This is a genomic window from Streptomyces sp. ID05-26A (assembly GCF_033794685.1).
GTDB lineage: Bacteria > Actinomycetota > Actinomycetes > Mycobacteriales > Pseudonocardiaceae > Lentzea.
In genome coordinates this window covers 2,426,306-2,447,824 of the sequence record NZ_JARAYZ010000002.1, presented here as the reverse complement: position 1 = coordinate 2,447,824, position 21,519 = coordinate 2,426,306, and the positions used below count along the sequence as shown (strand labels likewise).

The 21,519-nt window shown below is 68.8% G+C and carries 23 protein-coding genes; 15 read left to right on the top strand and 8 right to left on the bottom strand.

Going from position 1 to position 21,519, the window contains the following annotated elements; genetic code table 11:
* Nucleotides 1–37: 37 nt before the first annotated feature.
* Both PV646_RS26805 and PV646_RS26800 read left to right on the top strand, forming a co-directional pair.
* A complete protein-coding gene (locus PV646_RS26805; protein WP_500344951.1) occupies nt 38–1,273 on the top strand; it encodes an ATP-grasp domain-containing protein in 1,236 nt (411 codons plus the stop codon).
* Nucleotides 1,274–1,343: 70 nt separating this feature from the next.
* Nucleotides 1,344–2,609: a serine/threonine-protein kinase gene (locus PV646_RS26800; RefSeq protein WP_500344950.1), complete on the top strand. Its 1,266-nt coding sequence runs from the start codon at nt 1,344–1,346 to the stop codon at nt 2,607–2,609.
* 28 nt (nt 2,610–2,637) lie between these two features.
* Here the strand turns inward: PV646_RS26800 and PV646_RS26795 are convergent, their stop codons facing one another.
* From PV646_RS26795 to PV646_RS26785, 3 genes are all read right to left on the bottom strand, one after another.
* Nucleotides 2,638–3,303 carry an HAD family hydrolase gene (locus PV646_RS26795; RefSeq protein ID WP_500344949.1) on the bottom strand — a complete coding sequence of 222 codons (666 nt, stop codon included), beginning with the start codon at nt 3,301–3,303 and terminating at the stop codon, nt 2,638–2,640.
* A gap of 22 nt (nt 3,304–3,325) precedes the next feature.
* Nucleotides 3,326–4,624, bottom strand: coding sequence for a wax ester/triacylglycerol synthase family O-acyltransferase (locus tag PV646_RS26790; RefSeq protein ID WP_500344948.1), 1,299 nt, complete (start codon nt 4,622–4,624; stop codon nt 3,326–3,328).
* A gap of 61 nt (nt 4,625–4,685) precedes the next feature.
* Nucleotides 4,686–5,618: an anti-sigma factor RsbA family regulatory protein gene (locus PV646_RS26785; protein WP_500344947.1), complete on the bottom strand. Its 933-nt coding sequence runs from the start codon at nt 5,616–5,618 to the stop codon at nt 4,686–4,688.
* 146 nt (nt 5,619–5,764) lie between these two features.
* Here PV646_RS26785 and PV646_RS26780 point away from each other — a divergent pair, with 146 nt between their 5' ends.
* Nucleotides 5,765–6,502, top strand: a complete 738-nt coding sequence (locus PV646_RS26780) for an alpha/beta fold hydrolase (protein ID WP_500344946.1) — start codon at nt 5,765–5,767, stop codon at nt 6,500–6,502.
* 117 nt (nt 6,503–6,619) lie between these two features.
* Here the strand turns inward: PV646_RS26780 and PV646_RS26775 are convergent, their stop codons facing one another.
* Nucleotides 6,620–7,159 (bottom strand): MOSC domain-containing protein, encoded by a 540-nt coding sequence (locus tag PV646_RS26775; protein ID WP_500344945.1) that lies wholly within the window; start codon nt 7,157–7,159, stop codon nt 6,620–6,622.
* Between the two features lie 263 nt (nt 7,160–7,422).
* Between PV646_RS26775 and PV646_RS26770 the strand changes: the two genes are divergently transcribed.
* The 8 genes from PV646_RS26770 (at nt 7,423) to PV646_RS26735 (ending at nt 16,843) form a co-directional block, all read left to right on the top strand.
* On the top strand, nt 7,423–8,418 hold the full coding sequence (locus PV646_RS26770) for a LacI family DNA-binding transcriptional regulator (protein WP_089916669.1): 996 nt from the start codon (nt 7,423–7,425) through the stop codon (nt 8,416–8,418).
* Between the two features lie 274 nt (nt 8,419–8,692).
* Nucleotides 8,693–10,336 carry an ABC transporter substrate-binding protein gene (locus PV646_RS26765; protein ID WP_500344944.1) on the top strand — a complete coding sequence of 548 codons (1,644 nt, stop codon included), beginning with the start codon at nt 8,693–8,695 and terminating at the stop codon, nt 10,334–10,336.
* A 2-nt stretch (nt 10,337–10,338) separates the two neighbouring features.
* Nucleotides 10,339–11,244 (top strand): ABC transporter ATP-binding protein, encoded by a 906-nt coding sequence (locus tag PV646_RS26760; RefSeq protein WP_500344943.1) that lies wholly within the window; start codon nt 10,339–10,341, stop codon nt 11,242–11,244.
* Nucleotides 11,241–12,221 (top strand): ABC transporter permease, encoded by a 981-nt coding sequence (locus PV646_RS26755; RefSeq protein ID WP_500344942.1) that lies wholly within the window; start codon nt 11,241–11,243, stop codon nt 12,219–12,221. Before PV646_RS26760 ends, PV646_RS26755 begins: the two co-directional genes overlap by 4 nt.
* Before the next feature lie 2 nt (nt 12,222–12,223).
* Nucleotides 12,224–13,042 carry an ABC transporter permease gene (locus tag PV646_RS26750; RefSeq protein ID WP_500344941.1) on the top strand — a complete coding sequence of 273 codons (819 nt, stop codon included), beginning with the start codon at nt 12,224–12,226 and terminating at the stop codon, nt 13,040–13,042.
* Nucleotides 13,039–13,995 (top strand): ABC transporter ATP-binding protein, encoded by a 957-nt coding sequence (locus tag PV646_RS26745; RefSeq protein ID WP_500344940.1) that lies wholly within the window; start codon nt 13,039–13,041, stop codon nt 13,993–13,995. Before PV646_RS26750 ends, PV646_RS26745 begins: the two co-directional genes overlap by 4 nt.
* Nucleotides 13,988–15,340 (top strand): GH1 family beta-glucosidase, encoded by a 1,353-nt coding sequence (locus PV646_RS26740; protein WP_500344939.1) that lies wholly within the window; start codon nt 13,988–13,990, stop codon nt 15,338–15,340. The genes PV646_RS26745 and PV646_RS26740 overlap by 8 nt, the downstream gene beginning before the upstream one ends.
* Nucleotides 15,341–15,592: 252 nt before the next feature.
* On the top strand, nt 15,593–16,843 hold the full coding sequence (locus PV646_RS26735; protein ID WP_500344938.1) for a lysine N(6)-hydroxylase/L-ornithine N(5)-oxygenase family protein: 1,251 nt from the start codon (nt 15,593–15,595) through the stop codon (nt 16,841–16,843).
* Nucleotides 16,844–16,852: 9 nt separating this feature from the next.
* On the opposite strand, the gene PV646_RS26730 is transcribed toward PV646_RS26735, so the two are convergent.
* The gene (locus PV646_RS26730; protein WP_500344937.1) at nt 16,853–17,671 is read right to left on the bottom strand and encodes a DMT family protein; all 819 of its coding nucleotides are present in this window, start codon (nt 17,669–17,671) and stop codon (nt 16,853–16,855) included.
* A gap of 65 nt (nt 17,672–17,736) precedes the next feature.
* Here PV646_RS26730 and PV646_RS26725 point away from each other — a divergent pair, with 65 nt between their 5' ends.
* From PV646_RS26725 to PV646_RS26710, 4 genes are read left to right on the top strand one after another with little or no spacing between them, the layout of a single operon-like run.
* Complete coding sequence (locus tag PV646_RS26725; protein WP_500344936.1) at nt 17,737–18,105, top strand: GntR family transcriptional regulator; 369 nt, start codon at nt 17,737–17,739, stop codon at nt 18,103–18,105.
* Complete coding sequence (locus PV646_RS26720) at nt 18,105–18,260, top strand: ATP-binding cassette domain-containing protein (RefSeq protein ID WP_500344935.1); 156 nt, start codon at nt 18,105–18,107, stop codon at nt 18,258–18,260. The genes PV646_RS26725 and PV646_RS26720 overlap by 1 nt, the downstream gene beginning before the upstream one ends.
* The gene (locus PV646_RS26715; protein WP_500344934.1) at nt 18,254–18,538 is read left to right on the top strand and encodes a hypothetical protein; all 285 of its coding nucleotides are present in this window, start codon (nt 18,254–18,256) and stop codon (nt 18,536–18,538) included. Before PV646_RS26720 ends, PV646_RS26715 begins: the two co-directional genes overlap by 7 nt.
* Nucleotides 18,535–19,194, top strand: coding sequence for a hypothetical protein (locus PV646_RS26710; protein ID WP_500344933.1), 660 nt, complete (start codon nt 18,535–18,537; stop codon nt 19,192–19,194). The genes PV646_RS26715 and PV646_RS26710 overlap by 4 nt, the downstream gene beginning before the upstream one ends.
* On the opposite strand, the gene PV646_RS26705 is transcribed toward PV646_RS26710, so the two are convergent.
* From PV646_RS26705 to PV646_RS26695, 3 genes are read right to left on the bottom strand one after another with little or no spacing between them, the layout of a single operon-like run.
* Nucleotides 19,195–20,175 (bottom strand): LacI family DNA-binding transcriptional regulator, encoded by a 981-nt coding sequence (locus tag PV646_RS26705; RefSeq protein WP_500344932.1) that lies wholly within the window; start codon nt 20,173–20,175, stop codon nt 19,195–19,197. It abuts the gene before it with no gap.
* Entirely contained in the window at nt 20,172–20,630 is a 459-nt protein-coding gene (locus PV646_RS26700) for a hypothetical protein (protein ID WP_500344931.1), read from the bottom strand. Before PV646_RS26700 ends, PV646_RS26705 begins: the two co-directional genes overlap by 4 nt.
* Entirely contained in the window at nt 20,627–21,463 is an 837-nt protein-coding gene (locus tag PV646_RS26695) for a DUF1996 domain-containing protein (RefSeq protein ID WP_500344930.1), read from the bottom strand. The genes PV646_RS26700 and PV646_RS26695 overlap by 4 nt, the downstream gene beginning before the upstream one ends.
* Nucleotides 21,464–21,519 lie beyond the last annotated feature (56 nt).

Genomic DNA, 21,519 nt, shown 5'->3' with positions numbered 1-21,519 from the left:
TTGTCCTGCTCATTCAGTGCGAACGTGGAGGACGACGGTGACCGGTCGCAGCATCGTGGTGGTGGATCCGTTCTCGGCGGGCAGAGGCGTCGCCCCCGCGTTCGCGCGGCGCGGTGTGAACGCGATCGCCGTGCTGACGACGGAGAAGCCGCTCGCGGAGCTCACCTCGACCTGGAACCCCTACGACTTCCGCGAGATCCACGTGCTGCACGACCTCGACGAACTCGCCGCGAAGCTCGCCGTGCACGACCCGATCGCCGTCGTGCCGGGTGACGAGACCGGTGTCGAGACCGCGGAGACGGTGTCCGAGCTCATCGCGCCGGGCCGCTCGAACGTCTTGACCCTCTCGTCGGCCCGCCGCGACAAGTGGCAGATGGCCGTGGCGCTGCGCACCGCCGAGGTGCCGCACCTGCGTCAGATCAGCTCGGACTCCGTCGACGAGGTCGGTGCCTGGATTCGGCGGGAGAACCTCGAGGACTCGCCGATCGTGCTGAAACCGCAGGCGAGCGGTGGCGCGGACGACGTGTTCGTGGCGATGCCCGGCGACGACTGGCGGGCGAAGTTCGACCGGATCCTCGGCTGCGTTAACAAGCGGAACATCCGCAACGACAAGGTGCTCGTGCAGGAACTCGCGGTGGGCACCGAGTACGAGGTCGACACCTACTCGATCGACGGTGAGCACGGGCTGGTCGCGGTGTGGCGCTACGCCAAAGAACGCCGCGGCGACCGGCTCGGCATCTACCTGTCGAACACGCTGGTGGCGTCCGATGAGCCGGTGGTCGACGCGCTGTTCGAGTACGTGTGCCGGGTGCTCGACGCGACCGGCGTCCGCAACGGTCCCGCGCACGTGGAGGTCATGATGACCCCGGACGGACCGCGGCTGATCGAGGTCGGGGCGCGGCTCGCGGGGGCGGAGCAGCAGGAGCTGACGTTGCTCGGCACCGGGGAAAGCCAGATCACCCGGATGGTGCGGCACCGTGTGGACGGTGAGCTGGTCGGCCGGTACGAGCGGCGCCAGCACGTGAAGTCGGTGTACCTGTCGTCGCCCGCGGCCGGTGAGCTCGGCAACTCGGTGCGTTTTGGCGAGCTGGCCTCACTTTTGCCGAGTTACCGGAGTGATGCGCTGGCGTATCGGGAAGGTTCCATGGTGCCGCGTACCGATGACCTGTGGACGTCGTTGGGATCGGTAGTGCTGGCGACGACCGATCTTCGTCAGCTCGAGCAGGACGTGGCGGTGGTCCGGGAGATCGAAGCCGGACTGATCGTAGTTTGATCTTCAGGTTGGCCGGGTACCTGGAACCCCAGGTGACCCGCTAGGTTGCTGCGGAGGCGAGCGGAGGCCCATGAGCGCACCTTGGGACGGCGATCTGACCGGGGCGGTGATCGACAACCGCTTCGTGGTCGGAACGCTCCTCGGGTCCGGCGGCATGGCGGAGGTCTACCGCGCGTACGACCGTTCGACGACGTCCTCGGTGGCCATCAAGATCTTCGCGGGTCCCGGCCTGCCCGACGACGAACTGCGCCTGCAGCGCGAGGCGTCGATGCTGGCCTCGCTGGACTGCCCCGGCATCATCCCGGTCTACGCCAGCGGAAACGTGTCGCGGCGCCCGTACTTCGTGATGCGCGAGATCACCGGCGGCACACTGCGCCAGCGCATGCGCGAACCGCTGCCGCCGAGGTTCGTGGCGCGGATCGGCAGCCAGATCGCCGAGGTCCTGGACCACGTGCACGGCCTGGGCGTGGTGCACCGCGACATCAAACCGTCGAACATCCTGCTCGACGACACCGAGAAGCAGGCCTACCTCGCGGACTTCGGCCTCGCGCTGGTGGCCGAGGTGACGCGGGTGACGACGTCCGGCATGCTGGTCGGCACCGCCGGATACCTCTCGCCGGAGCAGGTGCGCGGCGTGGACGTCGGCGGTGCGGCCGACGTGTACGCGCTCGGACTGGTCCTGCTGGAATGCCTGACCGGACGGCCCGAGTACCCCGGCGGGGACGCCGAGGCCGCGCTGGCCCGGCTGGCGCGTGCGCCCCGGATTCCCATCGACCTGCCCGCCGCGTGGGTGTCGTTGTTGTCCGCCATGACGGACATGGTTCCCAGCCGCCGTCCTTCCGCTGCTCAGTGCGCGGAGGCGTTGAGCGCCGCTCACGAGGCCAGCCGCGGACTGCCGGCCCTGCTGCCGGACGCGGCGGTCACGTTCGCCGCCTCGGCGCCTGCCGTGCCGGAGCCCCGGTCCCGGAAGCGGTGGGCCATCACGGCCGCCGTCGTCGCGGCCACCGCGCTCGCCGCTGTGGTGGCGAACCTCGCCGGCGGGAGCGAGGCCCCCGCCGCGGACAAGCCCGTGGCGCCGGACGCGCAGACCCAGGTGGTGACGGTGACGCAGTCGACCGTGACCGTGGTGCGGACGTCGTCCGGAATTTCGGAGGCGCCCGGTGTGCCGGGGGCACCGCAGCCCGGCTCCGGTGGGGTGGTCGCGGGGACCTCCACCCAGGTCGTGGAGACCAGTGAGGTGGAGCCGTCCGGGGCGACGACCACGACCAGCAAGGAGAAGAAGAACAAGAAGAAGTCTTCGGAGGTCCCGACCCCGACGGCGGTTCCCCAGCCGTAGAGCCGGACTTCGCTCCGCGAGGGGAGTGTCAGGCGTTCGGCTCCTCCACCACGGCGAACGGCAGGTCGGACAGCTCCGCCCGCAGCGTGTCCAGGTCCGGGTACACCGCCGAAGCCCCGCGGTCGACCAGTTCGTCCTCGCTGAACCCGCCGGTCAGCAGCCCGATCGACGGCAGGCCCGCTCGTGCGGCCGCCTCGCAGTCCCACACCGAGTCGCCGATGACGACGGCGCGGTCGCTCTTCACCTCGCGCAGCGCCACCTGGATCAGGTCCGGCGCCGGCTTGCTGTCCTCGACGTCGTCGGACGTCGTCCAGGCGACGTCGCCGGGGTCGAGCAGCTTCAGGTAGTGCTCGACGTGCCTGCGCTTGCCCGAACTGGCGAGCACCACGGCCAGGCCGAGATCGGTCGCCGCGCGGATGAGGCGATGAGCGCCCTCCAGCGGCTGGATCTCGTCCAGCATCTCGTCGAAGTACTGCTCCCACGCTTCGCGCAGCTTGTCGCCGTGGTCCTCTTCGACCTTGTCGCCCGCCACGGCGGCAACGAGCTTGTCGCCGCCCATGCCGATCGCGCGGTGCACGCGCCAGGCGGGCACGGTCACGTCGGCACCGCGGAAGGCGCGTAGCCACGCCACCGTGTGGTGGTAGTTGGTGTCGACCAGCGTGCCGTCCACGTCGAGGACCACGGTGTTGCTCATGAAGTCAGGTTTGCCCGGGGCCCTACCTCGGCAAACCCACCAGCTCCCTGGTCTCCTGCAGGGCCGAGAGCTCGCGGCGCAACACGCTGTCGAGCCAGTGCGCGTCCGACATCCACGACTGGTTCGTGTTCAGGCAGACGTGCACGGACGACTTGTAGACCGACAGCGCGATGCCGACCGCGTGGCCGGGGGCGACGGGCGCGACCGGGTACATCTCGCACAGCGAGGCGCCGTCCAGGGCGAGCGGAACGGACGGCAGCGGCACCGACGTGACCAGCGTGTCGAACAGCAGGGGAGCGCAGCGGCCCATGACCGGCGCGGCCAGGCGGTGGACCAGTGGCGGCACCTTGTCGGCGAGCAGGGGCAACGCGCCCGCGCCCCGGTCCGGGCCCGCGGCCTTCGCCGACTCCATCTGCGCGCGGACGTTCCGCAGCCGTTCCGCCGGGTCCGCCTCGCCGACCGGCAGTGAGACGAGGAAACCGGAGATCTGGTTGCCCGAGGCGCCGTCGCCGGAGCGTGAGCGCTGGTTAACCGGGATCAGGGCCCGCACGACCGAGTCGGGTCCCGCGCTGCCGTGCGCGGAAAGCCAGTGGCGCAACGCACCTGTGACGAGGGCCAGCAACACGTCGTTCACCGTGCCGCCGTGCGCGCGGCGGATTCGGTGCACGTCCGCGAGATCCAGGCGCGACATCACCACGCGGCGTGGCCGGGTGGACGCGGTGAGCACCGGCGAGTTCAGCGTCGGTGGGCGCGTGTTCATCAGCACGCTCGACGCGATGTCGAGGGTGTCCTTGATCCCGCGCAGCGACGGGAGGGACGGGATGATCGACTTCGCCGCCGGTTCCGGAGCGTCCGGAATGGACAGCCGCGACGGGTCGAAGAGCTGAATTCCCAGGCCGACGGCCTTCATGCCGTCGCACAGCGAGTGGTGCAGCTTCGCGACGACGGCGAACCGGCCGCCCGCGAGGCCGGTGATGACGTGCAGCTCCCACGGCGGGCGCGCGAGGTCGAGCGGCTGCGCCATCAGGTGCGAGACCAGGGTGGCGAAACGATCACGGCCACGCACGTGGTGCGTGAAGACGTGGTCCTCGGGCGCGAAGCCGGGATCCTCGACCCAGCGCGCGCCGCCCAGCATCGAGGTGCGAGCGCGCTGGCGCAGGCGCGGAATCTCTTGCGCCCGTTCGCAGAGCACGGCCGCGATGCGGGCCGGATGCACCGGAGTGGACGGTGCGAAGGTCGCGACCGCGCCCAGGTGCAGGGGATTGGAGTCGCCCTCCATCGCGAGGAAAGCGATGTCGAGGGGGGAGAGGTGGTCTGTCATATCCGTGCAAGGAAAACAGGTCCTCGTGTCGCGCGCATTGCGATGAGATGGCGGCGACTCCCTACCGCCCCAAGTACACTCGAACGGTGGTACCGCTGTGACTCGTGTGGGTGCGAACCAGGTCACACAACAGGTTCACCATCACGATCCCGAAGCCGGACAGGCCGGTGAACGACGGCGGGAAGCCGGCGCCCGCGTCACTCACCTCGCACACGGCGGTGTCGCCCTCCCGCCACAGCCGCAGCACCCCGCGGCCGGACGCGTGCAGGATGCTGTTCGTGGCCAGTTCGTTCACCGCGAGCACCAGGTCCTCGACCTGCTCGCGCCGCAACCAGTGCGCGTGGGCCGACACGAGCTTGCGCATGTGCGCGAGCGTGCCGACGGAGAACTGGTGCTCCTCGACGCCGGGCGGTGGCGGCGGTAACGGCACGTTGTAGATGTCGGCGAGCGCGGTGGGGTCGGTGTACCACGCGCTCGCCACCCGCCGCTCGCCGTCGATCACGACGGGATGGGTGCGCCGCGCGTCCTCCAGCACGTGTCCGGGCAGCGCCGTCGCGTCGTACGGGCAGAGGATGACGCCTTGCCGTCCCTCGAACGCAGTGTTGATCAACGCCTCGTGCTGCACGCACGCCGGGTACTCGAGCTCGGTGCGGCCGGGCCAGATCGGTTGCCCGACCACGCGGAACCGGCGTTGCGTGCTCGCGCTGAACGCCATCAGCACACCGGGGATGATCCGGCCGGGGTTGCGCCCGGCCTCGGTCATGTCGATGAAGTGCACCTGGTCCGCGACAACGCCCAGCCGCGCGCGCAACGGGGCGATGCTCACCTCGGGCACCGCCACCAGCACGGGCTCGCCTCTGTCGACGCCGTCCGCCACGAATCTCGCCGTACCGGAGAGGAAGGTGTCCTCGTCCCGGTAGAACAGGGCTTCGTGCGCGAACGGAGCAACGGAGTTCATCGGCTTCCCGGTGCGGTCGACGGCTGCGGCAGGCATCCATTCTGCTCCCCGTAACGGTGTTTCGGCGGGGGCCAGGCCGGTGGTTGTCGGTTCGCGTGAAGCTGTGAACGGGATTCGTCGTGCGGGCGGGGAAAAGCCCAGGCAGACTCGCGGTTGTCGGGGCCTTGCGAGGAGGTGACGCCGTGCTCGCACACCACACGCTGACCGGGCCGGAGGACGCGCCGGTGCTGGTGCTCGGCAACGCGCTCGGCACGACCACTTCGTTGTGGGACGACTTCTCGTTGCCGTTCCGGGTGCTGCGCTTCGACCACCGCGGGCACGGGCTGAGCCCGGTCGTTCCCGGGCCGTGCTCGATCGCGGACCTGGCCGGGGACGTGGTGGAACTGTTGGACCACTTGGAATTGCGCCAGGTGTACTACTGCGGGGTCTCGCTGGGCGGGATGGTCGGGATGTGGCTCGCCGCGCACACCGATCGGATCTCGCGGCTGGCGTTGGTGTGCACCACCGCCCATGTTCCCGACAAGGCACGGTTGTCCGAGCGGATCTCGTTGGTGCGTGGCGCTGGGATGGAGGCCGCCGCGGACAAGGTCCTGTCGCGGTGGTTCACGCCGCTGTGCCCGCCGGACGTCGTCGCGCGGTTCCGCAGCGAGTTGCTGAAGGTTGATCCGGCGTCGTACCTCGCCTGCGTCGAAGCGGTGCGGGAGATGGACCTCCGCGCGGATCTGGCGAAGATCGACGTGCCGACCGTGGTGATCGCGGCGGCTCAGGACCAGGCGACGCCCACCGAGCTCGTCCGGCAGATCGCGGACGAGCTGCCCGATTCGGAGCTGTACGTGGTCGGGGACGCGGCGCACCTGGCGGTCGTTGAGGCGCCTCGGACGATCTCGGTGATCCTCGACGACCACTTCGGGAACGAATAGGCGTTGCCGCGTCCGGGTGCGGTCGCGGCGGCTGGCCCCGGTTCCAGCGTTCGCATCGCCACGCCAGGTGCCGTAGGTGGTTGTCCTGCGTTGGCGAGTGCGGGTGGTCTTGTGTCGTCAGACCTTTTCCAGCGGGCGGTGCGGCTCCGCCGGGAGTTCGACGCGGATCTCGTCACTGGGCCGCACGACGCCACCGACCAGCACGATCGACATGATTCCCGCGCGCCTGACCAGCTCCCCGTCCGGCCCCTTGCCCACGACCTCCTTGAGCAGGCCCTTGGAGAAGCCGTCGATCTGGATGCACGGGTTGCGCAGGCCGGTGACTTCCACGACGGCCTCGGGGCCCAGGTGCAGCAGCGTGCCGGTCGGAAGGCCGAGGAGGTCGATGCCCTGGGTGGTGACGTTCTCCCCGATCTCGCCCGGTTCGACGGAGAAGCCCTTCGAGCGGAGCTCGTCGAACAGTTCGGAGTGCATCAGGTGCACCTGGCGGAGGTTCGGTTGTGTCGGATCCTGGGCGACGCGGGACCGGTGCTTGACCGTGACGCCCTGGTGGACGTCGCCCTCGATGCCCAGGCCGGCGAGCAACGTGATGCTCTCGCGGGTGGGCTTGGTGAACGTGTACTCCTCGTTGCGGCTGACCGCCGTGACAACCCCCATGGTCCTGATTGTGCACGATGAGTTGAGACGCTGGCGGTGCGCCGAACGGAGTAGCGAAACACGGAAGGACGAATCGATCAAGGCATCTCAATTCAGGTCACTCGATGGTGTCCTACCTGCATCGATGCACCCTGCTGTGGAAACGCTCTCACGAACTTCCGGCAAGAGTCTTGACTAATCCTCAGGTGAGGCTGTTGACTCCGTCACACCTCGTCGGAACCGGTTACGGAACCGGTTCCAGAGGCGGCGGAAGGAAGTTCGGCATGCGTGTCACGATCGCAGAGGTCGCCCAACGCGCCCAGGTGTCCAAAGCGACCGTGTCACGCGTGCTGAACGGCAAGCCGGACGTGGACGCCTCTACGGCGCAACGGGTTCGCAAGGTCATCGACGAGATCGGGTACGTGCCCAGCGCTCGTGCCGTCGGTCTCGCTCGGGGGCGTACCCGGACCGTCGCGATGCTCGCGCCCTCGCTCACCTGGCCGTGGATGGGTGAGGTGCTGCAAGGCATCGTCGACACCCTCGAGGCCGACGGGTACGGGCTGCTGCTCTACACGCTCAACCGCGGGCCGGAGTCGCTCAACCAGTTCGCGAACCACGTGTCCGCCAACGCTTTCGACGGCCTGCTGGTCGTCGAGCCGCCGGACGCGCTGCACTACATCTCCACGCTCTACCGGGCGGGCCTGCCGGTCGTCATGATCGACGACCGCGGCTCGCACCCGGAGTTCCCTTCGGTGACGACGACGAACCGGCAGGGAGGCGCGGATGTCGCGAGGCATCTCGTCGCGGCAGGCCGCCGCAGGTTCGCCGTCGTCACCGGACCTCCGCACTTCGGGTGCACTCAGGCGAGGCTGGACGGGTTCCGGCTCGCTTTGGCGGAAGCGGGCCTGACGCTGCACCCGGATCTCGTCGTCGACGGCGACTTCACCACCGAGGGTGGTGAAGTCGCCGTGGACAAGCTCGTGGCGAGCGGGATCCCGTTCGACGCCGTGTTCGCGCAGAACGACCTTTCGGCGGTCGGTGTGCTGCGGGCGCTGCGAGAATCCGGCAGGACCGTCCCCGGTGACGTGTCCGTGGTCGGCTTCGACGACGTCCCGGTCGCGGGACACACCGAACCCCGGCTGACGACGATCCGCCAGCCGCTGCAGGAGATGGGTGCCGCCGCCGCGCGGATGCTGCTCTCCACGCTCGAGGGACAGCCGATGCCCGACCACCCGCTGGTGCTGCCGACCTCGTTGATCGTGCGCGAATCCGCGCCCTAGTGGCGTGACGCAGAACATTGGCGGCGTATCCGCGCCCAGCAGGATCCGTCGCGGCACCGCCCCCACGCCCCCGTACAACCAGTACGAGGACGTGGGGGCGGCACCACGACACATCCGTCTGAACGCGAATACACCGGCAACGTTCTGAGCCACGCCACCAGAATCACCCGCTCCACCACAACTGAACGGACACGCCAGGCCACCGCATGCGGCCTGGCGAGTTCGCCGTACGCATGAGAGAGCGCTCTCATGCTCCGTATCGGGAGATTCCCCCATGCGCAGAACAATCATCGTCGCGTTGGCACTGGCGCTCGCGGCGACAGGTTGCTCCTCCGGCGGTTCCAGCAAGGCCTCCGGTGTGTTGACCGTGGGCATGCCCAACGGGCCGTTGACCGAGAACCACAACCCGTTCCTGCCCACGTCGGCGGCGGGTTCGCTCGGCTACCGCTACCAGATCTACGAGCCCTTGGCGTTCGTGAACAACACGCGCCCGGCCCAGGACCCGGTGCCGTGGCTCGCGACGAAGTGGGAGTGGACGCCGGACTTCAAGAAGGTCACCTTCACGATCCGGGAGAACGTGAAGTGGTCCGACGGCAAGCCGCTCACGGCCGCTGACGTCGCCTTCTCGTACGAGATCCTGAAGAAGTGGCCGGCGCTCAACAACCGCGACTCGCTCAAGGTCGAGACCGCCACGGCCACGGCAGACGGCAAGGTCGAGGTCTCGTTCGCGAGCCCGCAGTTCGTGAACCGCAACAAGGTCATCAGCGCGATGGTGATCCCGCAGCACGTGTGGAGCACCATCCAGGACCCGACGACCTACACGAACCCGAAGCCCGTCGGCACCGGTCCGTACGAGCTGAAGTCGTTCACCTCGCAGACCGTGACGATCGCGCGGCGTGCGGAGTACTGGCAGGAACTGCCCAAGGTCCCGGAGATCCAGTACACCTCGTACAACGACAACACGGCGCAGACCACCGCGCTGGCGTCGGGTGCGAGCCAGTGGTCGTACGTCTTCATCCCGGACTACCAAAAGCTTTACGTCGACAAGGACCCGGCGAACCACAAGCTCTGGTTCCCGGCCGGCCTGGGCATCCACGGTCTGTGGCTCAACACCACGGTGGCGCCGTTCGACAACGCCGCGCTGCGCTCCGCGATGAGCGACGTGATCGACCGCGAGGCGATCTTCGTCAAGGGTGAGGCCCGTCTGTTCCCGAAGCTCGAGTCGAAGACCGGCATGCCGTTGCCCGCCGGTGACTCGTTCCTCGCGCCGGAGTACAAGGACGCGAAGTTCAAGATCGACGTCGACGGTGCGAAGCAGAAGCTCACCGCCGCGGGCTTCAAGTACGCGGGCGACGTGCTCCAGGCGCCGGACGGCAAGCCGGTCACCCTCGAGCTCACGAACCCGTCCGGCTGGTCGGACTACCTGACGGTTCTCGACATCATCAAGGGCGACCTGAAGAAGATCGGCATCGAGGCGACCGTGCGCACGCAGACCGCGGACGCGTGGACGACCGACTTCGCCAACGGCCAGTTCCAGGGCTCGCTGCGCTGGACCAACACCGGTGCCACGCCGTACGAGATGTACCAGAACATCATGGACGGCGCGGAGATCAAGCCGATGGGGCAGACCGCGGCGGTGAACTTCGGGCGCTACAACAACCCCGAGGCCACCACGGCGCTGGCCGAGTACGCGAACGCCGCCGACGACGCGGCGCGGGCCAAGGCCCTCGCGGTGCTGCAGAAGATCATGGTCGAGCAGGTCCCCATGATCCCGACCTCCGCCGGCCCGATCGGCGCGGAGTACAGCACGAAGAACTGGGTCGGCTGGCCGACCGAGGAGGACCCGTACGGTCCGCCGCAGGCGACCCTGCCCAACGCCCTCCAGATCGTCATGAAGCTGAAGCCCGCGGGATCTTAACCATGAATGAAGTCGCGCTTGAAGCGAAAGGTCTGGTCAAGACCTACAAGCGCGTGCGCGCGGTGCAGGACGTCTCCATCGTCCTGCGCCGCGGGCGCGTGACCGCCCTCGTCGGTGAATCCGGATCAGGCAAGTCGACGGTGGCGAAGCTGCTCGCGCGGCTCGTGGAACCCACCTCCGGCGAGATCCTGCTGGACGGCGAGAAGGTGCGCAGGGTCCGGGAGTACCGGCGCAAGGTCCAGATGGTGTTCCAGGACCCCTTCGCATCGCTCAACCCGGTCCACACGATCCGCTACCACCTGACCCGGCCGCTGAAGATCCACAAGCGGCCGGAGACGGTGGAGGAACTGCTGCAGCGGGTGAACCTGCCCGCCGACTTCGCCTCGCGGTACCCGCACGAGCTCTCGGGCGGTCAGCGGCAGCGCGTCGCGATCGCACGGGCGCTCGCCGCGAACCCCGAGGTCCTGCTCGCCGACGAACCGGTGTCCATGCTGGACGTCTCCATCCGGCTCGGCGTGCTGAACCTGTTGCTGGACCTGAAGGAACGGCTCAAGCTCGCGGTCCTCTACATCACTCACGACATCGCGTCGGCCCGGTACTTCGCGGACGAGACGTTCGTGATGTACGGCGGCCAGATCGTCGAGGGTGGCGACAGCGAGACCGTGACGCAGCGGCCGGCCCACCCGTACACGCAGCTGCTGATCGAGTCGGCGCCCGACCCGGAACGGGCCGTCGTCGCGCTGGACGCGCCGCTGGAGGAGGCCGCGCAGGTCTCGACCGGCTGCCCGTTCGCGCCGCGCTGCCCCAAGGTGCAGACGCGGTGCTGGACCGAGGCACCCCCGCGCACCGAGGTCGACTCCTACGGGCACTGGGCGGCCTGCTGGTTGTACGCGGAGGCGGCGGCATGACGTTCCTGCTCCGCCGTGCGCTGTTCTACTTGGTGACCCTGTGGGCGGCGATCACGGTCAACTTCCTGTTGCCGCGCATGCTTCCCGGCGACCCGGTGCAGGCGATGATCACCAAGCTCGGTGGCCGCCTGAACAGCGACGCGATGGCGTCGCTGTACGTCCTCTTCGGACTCGACGACGACAAGTCGATCTGGCAGCAGTACGTCGAGTACTGGGGCTCGCTCTTCCGGGGTGATCTCGGGCTGTCGTTCACGTTCTTCCCGACGCCGGTCGCGGACGTGCTGGCGCAGTCGATGCCGTGGACGCTCGGCCTCGTCGGCGTCACCACGGTCATCGCGTTCCTGCTCGGCACCCTGCTGGGTGTCTACGCGGGCTGGAAGCGCGGGTCGTGGATGGACAACCTCATCCCGGTCACGACGTTCCTCTCGTCGATCCCGTACTTCTGGCTCGGGCTCATCGCGATCTCGCTGTTCTCCGTGACGTGGCCGCTGTTCCCGGCGTCCGGCGGCTACGCACCTGGGCTGGTGCCGGAGTTCTCCGGCGAGTTCATCGGCAGCGTGCTGGAGCACGCGGTGCTGCCCGGCGTCACGATCGTCGTGAGCTCGGTGGCCGGCTGGATCCTCGGCATGCGCAACATGATGGTGACCGTGACGGCCGAGGACTACGTGCTCGTCGCGCGGGCGAAGGGACTCACCCAGAAGCGGATCATGTTCGCCTACGCGGCGCGCAACGCCGTGCTGCCGTCGATCTCGGGTTTCGCGCTGTCACTGGGTTTCATCGTCGGTGGCGCGCTGCTGGTCGAGATGGTGTTCTCCTACCCGGGCCTGGGATACGTGCTGTTCCAGGGCATCGGCGGGAAGGACTACCCGTTGATGCAGGGCGTGTTCCTGGTGATCACGCTGGCGGTGCTGGTGGCGAACCTGCTCGCGGACATCGGCTACCTGCTGCTGGACCCGCGCACCCGGAAGGAGGGCTGACGATGAACTTCAAGACCAAGCTGGGCCTGGGCATCCTCGCCTTCTTCACGCTGATCGCGGTGATCGGCGAGTGGATCGCGCCGTACGACCCGTCCGCGATGAGCGACGACCTGTTGTCTCCGCCGTCGGTGGCGCACTGGTTCGGCACGACCATGACCGGGCAGGACATCTTCTCCCAGGTGCTCGTGGGCACCAGGGGAGTGATGGTCGTCGGGCTGGTCTGCGGTGTGCTCGCGACCTTCCTGTCGATCCTGGTCGGGGTGACCGCGGGGTTCCTCGGCGGCGCCGCCGACGAGGCGTTGTCCATGCTGTCCAACGTCTTCCTGGTGATCCCGGCACTGCCGCTGATCATCATCGTGGCCTCGATGCTGCCGTCGGCGGACACCGTGCTGATCGCCGCGGTGATCAGCCTGACCGCGTGGGCGTGGGGTGCGCGGGTCCTGCGCGCCCAGACGATGTCGTTGCGCCGCAGGGACTTCGTGGAGGCCGCGCGGGCGTCCGGTGAACGCACGTGGCGCATCATCGTGTTCGAGGTGCTGCCGAACCTGCTGGCCGTCATCGGCTCCGGTTTCGTCGGCACGGTGATCTTCGCGGTCATGCTGCAGATCACGCTGTCGTTCGTCGGCGTCATCTCGCTGTCGACCTGGAACTGGGGCACGATCCTGTTCTGGGCGCAGAGCAACCAGGCGCTCGGCCTGGGCGCGTGGTGGTGGTTCGTCCCCGCCGGCCTGTGCATCGCCTTGCTGGGCACGGCGCTGGCACTGATCAACTTCGGGATCGACGAGTACGCGAATCCCCGGCTGCGGAAGGTGCGCGCATGAGCCCGGTGCTGGAGATCCGCGATCTCTCGGTCGACTACGGCACCCTGCGTGCCGTGCACAACGTCACGCTCACGCTGAACAAGGGCGAGGTGCTCGGGCTCGCGGGGGAGAGCGGCAGCGGGAAGTCCACCTTGGCCTACGCCGCGACCAGGCTGCTGCAACCGCCGGGACGCGTGCCGTCGGGAGAGGTGCTGTTCAAGGGCAAGGACCTGCTGTCGCTGAGCGACAAGGAACTGCAGGTGCTGCGGTGGAGCGAGATCTCGATCGTGTTCCAGGGCGCCATGAACGCCCTGAACCCGGTCATCTCGGTCGCCACCCAGCTCGACGACGTGCTGCGCACCCACCGGCCGGAGATGAAACGGCCGGCGCGCACCGCCCGCGCCCGCGAGTTGCTGGGCCTGGTGGGCATCCCGACCGATCGGCTGACGGCGTACCCGCACCAGCTCTCCGGTGGCATGCGGCAGCGCGTGATGATCGCGATGGCGCTCGCGCTCGAACCCGAGATCGTCATCATGGACGAGCCGACGACCGCGCTGGACGTGGTGGTGCAGCGGCAGATCCTCGGCCAGATGATGCGGCTGCGCGAGACGCTCGGTTTCTCGATCATCTTCATCACCCACGACATCTCGCTGCTGGTCGAGTTCTCCGACCGGATCGCGATCATGTACGGCGGCCGGGTGGTCGAGGAGGCGCCGGCGGGGGAGATCTACCGCGCCGCCAAGCACCCGTACAGCCAGGGCCTGCTCTCGTCGTTCCCGGCGTTGCGCGGCCCGCGTCGTGAGCTGAAGGGCATCCCGGGCTCACCGCCGGACCTGCGCTCGATGCCGCCGGGCTGCCCGTTCCACCCGCGGTGCCCGTCCGCGATGGACGTGTGCGGGGACCGGATGCCGTCGCTCGAGTCCGTCGACGAGACGCGCCGCGTGGCGTGCTGGCTGGAGGGTGTCCATGTCTGAGGTGATCGCACCTGATCCTCTTGAGGGCCTGCCCGCGGACTTCTTCTGGGGGGTCGCGACCTCGGCGTACCAGATCGAGGGAGCGTGGGACGAGGACGGCCGGACACCGTCCATCTGGGACACGTTCTCCCGCCGTCCCGGCGCCGTCGTGAACGGTGAGACCGGGGACGTTGCCTGCGACCACTACCACCGCATGCCGGCCGACGTGGCGATGATCGCGGGCCTGGGCGTCGACAAGTACCGCTTCTCCGTGTCGTGGCCGCGCATCCAGCCCGGCGGCCGCGGCCCGGTGAACGCCAAGGGCATCGACTTCTACTCCAGGCTCGTCGACGAACTGCTGGACAAGGGCGTCGACCCGTGGCTGACGCTCTACCACTGGGACCTGCCGCAGGAACTGGAGGACGCGGGCGGCTGGCCGCACCGCGACACCGCCTACCGCTTCGCCGAGTTCGCGGGCCTCGTGCACGACGCGCTGGGCGACCGCGTGCCGACGTGGACGACGCTGAACGAGCCGTGGTGCTCGGCGATGCTGGGCTACGACGTCGGCAGGCACGCGCCGGGCCGCACGAACTTCGCGGAGGCCATGCGCGCCACGCACCACCTGCTGCTGGCACACGGCTTGGCCGCGCGGGAACTGCGTTCCCGGGGCGTGGCATCGTTGGGCATCACGCTGAACATGGGCACCCACTCGGCCGCCTCGGACGACCCGCGCGACGTGGACGCGGCCCGTCGCGCGGACGGCCTGGGCACCAGGATCTACATGGATCCGTTGGTGCACGGGCGTTATCCGGCGGACGTGCTGGCCGACATCGCCGCACGCGGTGCCGAACTCCCGGTGCGGGAGGGCGACCTGGAGATCATCTCGACCCCGCTGGACGTGTTCGGCGTGAACTACTACACCTCGCACGTCCACAAGGCGACCGGCGACCCGGCCGTGTCCGAGGTGGTGCCGCAGGGCCGTCCCGTCACCGCGATGGGCTGGGAGATCGTGCCGGAGGGCTTCACGTCGTTGCTGGTCCGCCTGCACGAGGACTACGGCGTGCCGATGGTGATCACCGAGAACGGCGCGGCCTTCGACGACCTCGACGTCGAGGACGGCCACGTCGCCGACGCCGACCGCGTCGACTACCTGAAGTCGCACATCTCGGCCGTGGCCGCTGCCGTGCGGGCCGGTGCGGACGTGCGCGGGTATCTCGCGTGGTCGTTGATGGACAACTTCGAGTGGGGTTACGGCTACGGCAAGCGGTTCGGCATCGTCCGGGTCGACTACGAGACCCAGCGGCGGACCTTGAAGCAGAGCGCGCGGTGGTTCCGGGACCTGATCACCCGGCCCCGCAACTCCTGATCTCCGGCCCGGCCGTCGTGGAACTCATGCGCCCCCACGACGGCCGGGCCGGTTCCACTCCTGGGTGGCCACGCCCGAAGGCGCAGACCTGCGCCGAGCGTCCGCGTGGTGCCCTTCGCCTCTCCTGGCCACTTCAGTGACGCCTTTCGGTGCCCCAGCGGCGTAGATCACGCCCGAATGCACTAGCTAAGGCATACCTAAGTTAAGTTAGGGTCACTTTACGCCACGGTGGAGTGCCAGGAGAGGATCGCGATGGAACCGGTGTTAGACCTGGCCGGAATAGGCTTCGGGCCGTCCAACCTCGCTCTCGCGATCGCCGTGGAGGAACACGACCTGCCCGTCCGGGCCCGCTTCTTCGAGCGGCAGCCGCGGTTCGGCTGGCACCGGGGGATGTTGCTCGAGGACGCGACCATGCAGGTCTCGTTCCTCAAGGACCTCGTCACCCTGCGCAATCCCACCAGTGGTTTCAGCTTCCTGTGCTACCTGCGCGACCGCGGGCGGTTGATCGACTTCGTCAACCACAAGAACCTCTTCCCGCTGCGCAAGGAGTTCCACGACTACTTCGAGTGGGCCGCCGAACGGGTCGGGCACCACGTGTCGTACGGCACGGAGGTCTCCGAGGTCCGCGCCGTGGACGAGGGGTTCGAGTTCACCGCGGGGGAGCAGCGGGTCAGGACGCGCAACCTGGTGCTGGCGACCGGGCTCGAGGCCACCCTGCCCGACGGCATCGAGACGAGCGACCGGGTCTGGCACAACAAGGACCTGCTCGCGCGCGTCGACACGCTGAAGGACCCGCGTCAGGTCGTCGTGGTCGGCGCGGGGCAGAGCGCGGCGGAGGCCGTGGCGTTCTTCCACGACCGGTTCCCGCAGGCCGAGGTGCACGGCGTCTTCGCGCGGTACGGCTACAGCCCCGCCGACGACAGCTCGTTCGCGAACCGGATCTTCGACCCCGCGGCGGTGGACGACTTCTACTCCGCGCCCGAAGAGGTCAAGCGCAGGCTCATGGGCTACCACGCCAACACGAACTACGGCGTGGTCGACGGCGACCTGATCGAGAAGCTCTACCGGCGGGTGTACGGCGAGAAGGTCGTCGGACGGCAGAGGTTGTTGCTGCACAACACTTCCAGGCTCGTCGACGTGACGGCCGACGGCAAGTGCGTCGTCGAGTCGCTCGCGGACGGCGGCCGGCTGCCGATCGACGCCGACGTGATCGTGTACGCGACGGGCTACCGGCCGGCCAACCCCGTCAGGCTGCTCGGTGACCTCGCCCGCCACTGCGAACGCGACGAGAGCGGCCGCCTGAAGGTGACCCGCGACTACCGCGTCGTCACCGGCGACGGCCTGCGCGGCGGCATCTACCTGCAGGGCGGCACCGAACACACGCACGGCATCACGTCGTCGCTGCTGTCGAACACGGCGGTGCGCGTCGGCGAGATCCTCGACTCGGTGCTGCTCCGGGTCCAGCAGCACCAGGCCGAACCGGCGCTCCAGTCGGTCAAGTAGTCCATCGGGTCAGGCGTCGACCCGGACCCGGTGGTAGTAGGCCAGCACGACGGTTCCGGTCACCGCCGCCACCGCGCTGATCACGAGGCCCGCCTGCGACAGCGCGCTCATGCCGGTGCCCTCGCCGAGCAGCTTGATGCCGATCCACGCCGCCACGATCGGATTCACGACCGTCTGCCCGGCCACGACGAGGTCCGGCGGTCCGGCGGCGTACCCGAGTTGGATGAACCACGCCCCGGTCAGGAAGGCGACGGCCAGCCCGCCGAGGGACACCCACTCGACCACGGGCAACGCGGTCGTGACGTCCCTGACCAGCACGGCGACCAGTCCGTACGCGATGCCGGCACCGATCGCGAGTGCCAGCGCCCGGATCGCCCCCGCCGTGAACGTCGCGGCGACGACGCACACGAGCACGCCCGCGACGACGAGTTGCCCGGCCTGCAGTGCCACCTTCGGTGAGACCTCGGTCGGCACCGCCGCGCCCGCCGTGATGGACACGAACACCACGATCCCGGCCGTCGCCACCAGCACCGCGACGGCGAGCAGCCCGGTCAGTCGGCGCGCCCGGGCCACCGCGATGATCGGGATGGCCAGCGCGTTCAGCGGCGCGACCACCGACACGGGGGCCAGTGCCAGCGCGACGACCTGCAGCACCGCGCACGCGAAGAGCACCAGGAATCCCTGAACCCAGCGGCGAGAACGCACGAGCTGGTGCGCGGAAGTCAGCTTCAGGTCCGGGGTCTCCCGCACACCGGCGTGCTGCCACATCGCGCCGAGTGCGCTGCACCCGGCCGCGAGCACCGCGCAGACGATCGCGACCCCGACCACGTGGTCAATGCTACCTCGGTGCTGCTATGGTTCATTACATGAGTAACGAACCGAGGAAGTAACCGATGTTCGACGACCGGAGCCCGATCTACCGGCAGATCGCCGAACGGATCAAGGCGGACGTGCTCAGCGGGGCGTTGAAGGCGGACGAACAGGTCATGTCGACCAACCAGTACGCCTCCTACTACCGGATCAACCCGGCCACCGCGGCGAAGGCCTTTCAGCAGCTCGTGGACGAACAGGTGCTCTACAAGAAGAGGGGGATCGGGATGTTCGTGGGCGCGCAGGCTCGCGACATGCTGCGGGCACAGGGGCGGGAGACCTTCTTCGGCGAGGTCGTGGACCCGATGGTCGCGGAGGCGCGGGCCATCGGCATTCCGCTCGCCGAGGTCATCCGCCGGATCGAACAGTACGAGAACAACGGGGGCGTGTGATGCGGGTCGACGTGCAGGGCTTAACGGTTCGCTACGGCGACACGGTCGCCATCGACGACATGAGCTTCTCGTTGTCGGGCAACAAGATCTACGGTCTGCTCGGCCGCAACGGCGCGGGCAAGACCAGTCTGATGTCGGCGCTGGCGAGGTGCTGATCATCGACGCCGGCCGGCTGGTGCTGCAGGAGGAGGCCGACGTGCTGCGCTCGCGCGGTACCGAGGTCACCGGCAACGCCACCGACGTCGACGAGTTCACGGCCGGGCTGACCGTCCTCGGCGAGAAGTCGCTGGGACGCACCAAGGCCGCGATGGTCTACGGCGCACTGGACGACGGGCAACTGGTCCGCGCTCGTCAGCTCGGCCTGGAACTGGGGCCGATCGCGTTGCAGGACCTGTTCGTCCACCTCACCGAACCGGTCGGAGGCAAGCGGTGAAGACCTTCCGCCACCTGACCACCGCCCTCGTCACGTTCTCCGCGCTGGTCGCGGGCGGCGCGTTCGCGTTCGTCGTGGCGCTGACGTTCGCCGTCTCGCTCTTCCGCGACGTCGAGATCAGCGCGTGGAACGTGGTCGCGTCCCAGATCGGGCCGTGGTTCCTGTTGTTCATGGGCGTCTACGCGATCCACAACGTGCTGCCGATCGCCGTCGCGCACGGCCGCACGCGCCGTGAGTTCCTCGTTGCGGCGTCAGGGTTCTCCGTCGTGCTCGCGCTGGTGATGACGCTGGCCGAGTGGCTCGGGTTCCTCGTCGAGGGAGGGATCTACTCGCTCATGGACTGGCGTGCGGACGAGCACGCCACCCAGCTCGGGTACCTCCTGATGTACCTGGTGTGGATCGCTGTCGGCATGCTCTGCGCGGCGGCGTTCGACAGGTTCGGCGCGGGTGGGATCTTCGTCCTGCCGGTCGCACTGGCGCTCGTGGTCGCGACGCGGGTGCGGATGCCCGGCTCGGGGAACCTGCCGTTCCTCGACGACGTCCCGGACCTGCTCGGGCAGGGGCTGTACGGGGTGCTGGCGGTGTCGTTCGTGGTCGCGCTGGCCGGGACGTGGGCGATCGCCCGGGACATGCCGGTGCGTCAGCGCGGCGCATGATCAGCCGCTGTCCCGCACCACCAGTGAGGGTTCGAACATCACCGACGTGGCGGGGGAGCGCGGCTGCTCGATCTGCCGCAGCAGCTGACGGGCCATCTCCGCCGCCATGTCGCTGATGGGCTGCCGGACCGTCGTGAGCTCGGGTTCGGACGTCAGCGCGGCACTGCTGTCGTCGAACCCGACGACGGCCACGTCCGCGGGCACCTTGCGGCCGCTGCGGTGCAGCACGGGGATGGCGCCGTTCGCCATCAGGTCCGAGGCGATGAACACGCCGTCGACGTCCGGGCAGCAGCGGAGCAGCCGCTCCATCGCGGCGATGCCGGACTGGCGGGTGAAGTCCCCGTGCACCACCACGGCGTCCGGCACCTCGGCGAGGAACCCGGCGAGCCGGTCCTGGCCCGCCGCGGTGTCCTGCGGGCCGGTGATCGTCGCGATCCTGTTGCACTGCAACGACTTGAGGCGGCGTCCGGCCAACGCGGCACCGGCCGTCTGGTTCACGTCGACGTACGTGATCGGCATCGGCTTGAGCGGACGGCCGGCCAGCACGACCGGGAGCCCCGCCGCGATCAGCTGACCGGGGACCGGGTCCGCCGGGTCCGTGTGCACGAGGATCACGCCGTCCAGCCGTCCGCACCGCAGGTCGCTCAGCGCCTGCTCGCGGGTCCCCGGCCCGGTCATCATCAGCACGAGGTGGATGCCGAGCGGGCGCACGACGCGGGTCACGCCGCTGACGACGCTCGCGAGGTGCGGGTCGCCGTCCATGCGGCGTTCGTCGGGCAGCAGCAACCCGATCGCGTCGGCCCGGCGCGTGACCAGGGAACGGGCGGCGATGTTGGGCAGGTAACCGGTGCTGGAGATGGCTTTCTGCACGGCGTGCCGGAGTGACTCGTCGACGCTGGAGGCGCCGTTGACGACTCTCGACGCGGTCGCGCGCGACACACCGGCCACCCGAGCCACCTCCTCCAGCGTCACGCGCTTCACCCGGCCGCCAGTTCCGCCGTGCGGTGGCGTTCCATCAGCTTGACGACCTCGGCGGTCGGCGGGTGGGTGATGGCCGACCCCGCCGACCGCACGACTTCGAGGGATTCCGTGAGGTGGGTGCGCACGAACTGCTTCAACGCGTCCGGGCTGGTCGCGGCGAGCTGGATCTCGGCGTCCGTCGGCATGCCCGGCATGTCGTGCCCGGCGTGGTTGTTCACGTACGGCGCGTCGAGCAGCTTCCTCAGTTCGGTGAGCTCGACGGTCCGGTTCTGCTTCAGCTCCGCGGAGTCGGTGAGGTCGAGCAGCTTGAGCGCCTGCTCGTCGGTGGCGATCGCCAGTTCGACGAACGCTCTTTCCGTTGCGCCGTAACCGTTCTGCGGCGCCGGTTGCGGGAGGGGAGGGGGTGGAGCCTGCTGGCAGGCCGCGAGAAGGCCTGCCAGCAGGAGCACTGTCATCCGTGGTTGCCGTTGTGGTCGCACTTGATCACCACGTTGAGACAGTTGCGGACGCGGCGTTCCATTTCGGCGCGCGGCCACACGTTGAAGAAGTCACCGTGCATCGTTTGTCCCGTACCGGAGGCGAGTCGCAGTCCGGCGGTGCTGCCGTTGACCGGATACCGCAGCACCATGCGCAGTTTCGGCACGGAGACGGGGTGGCTCGACGGGCAGCCGCCCGCGACCGGGTAGGACATGTGGGACTTGTGGTCGGCCGAGTCGAGGTTGCGGCCGTCCCAGCACTGCGGGAAGTCCAGGTAGGTCTCGAGCATCGTGCCCGCCGGGCAGGTCACGAAGTTCTTGGACGGGTTGACGTGTCCGGCGTGCAGGCAGGACCAGCGCGCGATGCTGTCGGTATCACCCGTGGCCTTCGCGTTGCCCGCGACGATCTTCAACCCGTACGGCGTCGGCTGGATCGCCGCCGGGTTGTTCACGCCCTCGCCGAGGTAGTAGAAGGTGACGCCGGTCGGTGCGATCGCCGTGTTGTTCCGGTACAACGTCGGCACCCAGTAGGACGAGATGTCCGAGGCCGGGTTGCAGTTGCCGGTCTGGCCCTCCAGCGACTGCTGGGTGGACCGGGCGTTCGTCGAGTGGTTGCCGAAGAAGTCGTGGAAGTGCGAGGCACCGGCCAGGTTCGGCAGCACGATCGGGTCGTCCGCCAGCCGGTGGCTGATCGGACACTCCGCGAGGAACTCGGCCACGCGGACTGGTTCTCCTTGTGCCGCAACGGGAATGCTGAGTGCTGTGGCTATCAGCCCGATGACGGCGGCGATGTGGAACAAGGGCTTCCTCATTGAAGCTTTCCTCTCCGCAGCAGGATTGGGAGAGCGCTCTCACGCCAATCGAGCAT

Excerpts from the sequence above, each read along its gene's own strand:
- PV646_RS26800 (WP_500344950.1), top strand. The coding sequence starts at position 1,344 with ATGAGCGCACCTTGGGACGGCGATCTGACCGGGGCGGTGATCGACAAC.
- PV646_RS26795 (WP_500344949.1), bottom strand. The coding sequence starts at position 3,303 with ATGAGCAACACCGTGGTCCTCGACGTGGACGGCACGCTGGTCGACACC.
- PV646_RS26790 (WP_500344948.1), bottom strand. The coding sequence starts at position 4,624 with ATGACAGACCACCTCTCCCCCCTCGACATCGCTTTCCTCGCGATGGAG.
- PV646_RS26785 (WP_500344947.1), bottom strand. The coding sequence starts at position 5,618 with ATGCCTGCCGCAGCCGTCGACCGCACCGGGAAGCCGATGAACTCCGTT.
- PV646_RS26775 (WP_500344945.1), bottom strand. The coding sequence starts at position 7,159 with ATGGGGGTTGTCACGGCGGTCAGCCGCAACGAGGAGTACACGTTCACC.
- PV646_RS26770 (WP_089916669.1), top strand. The coding sequence starts at position 7,423 with ATGCGTGTCACGATCGCAGAGGTCGCCCAACGCGCCCAGGTGTCCAAA.
- PV646_RS26765 (WP_500344944.1), top strand. The coding sequence starts at position 8,693 with ATGCGCAGAACAATCATCGTCGCGTTGGCACTGGCGCTCGCGGCGACA.
- PV646_RS26760 (WP_500344943.1), top strand. The coding sequence starts at position 10,339 with ATGAATGAAGTCGCGCTTGAAGCGAAAGGTCTGGTCAAGACCTACAAG.
- PV646_RS26755 (WP_500344942.1), top strand. The coding sequence starts at position 11,241 with ATGACGTTCCTGCTCCGCCGTGCGCTGTTCTACTTGGTGACCCTGTGG.
- PV646_RS26750 (WP_500344941.1), top strand. The coding sequence starts at position 12,224 with ATGAACTTCAAGACCAAGCTGGGCCTGGGCATCCTCGCCTTCTTCACG.
- PV646_RS26745 (WP_500344940.1), top strand. The coding sequence starts at position 13,039 with ATGAGCCCGGTGCTGGAGATCCGCGATCTCTCGGTCGACTACGGCACC.
- PV646_RS26740 (WP_500344939.1), top strand. The coding sequence starts at position 13,988 with ATGTCTGAGGTGATCGCACCTGATCCTCTTGAGGGCCTGCCCGCGGAC.
- PV646_RS26735 (WP_500344938.1), top strand. The coding sequence starts at position 15,593 with ATGGAACCGGTGTTAGACCTGGCCGGAATAGGCTTCGGGCCGTCCAAC.
- PV646_RS26725 (WP_500344936.1), top strand. The coding sequence starts at position 17,737 with ATGTTCGACGACCGGAGCCCGATCTACCGGCAGATCGCCGAACGGATC.
- PV646_RS26720 (WP_500344935.1), top strand. The coding sequence starts at position 18,105 with ATGCGGGTCGACGTGCAGGGCTTAACGGTTCGCTACGGCGACACGGTC.
- PV646_RS26700 (WP_500344931.1), bottom strand. The coding sequence starts at position 20,630 with ATGACAGTGCTCCTGCTGGCAGGCCTTCTCGCGGCCTGCCAGCAGGCT.
- PV646_RS26695 (WP_500344930.1), bottom strand. The coding sequence starts at position 21,463 with ATGAGGAAGCCCTTGTTCCACATCGCCGCCGTCATCGGGCTGATAGCC.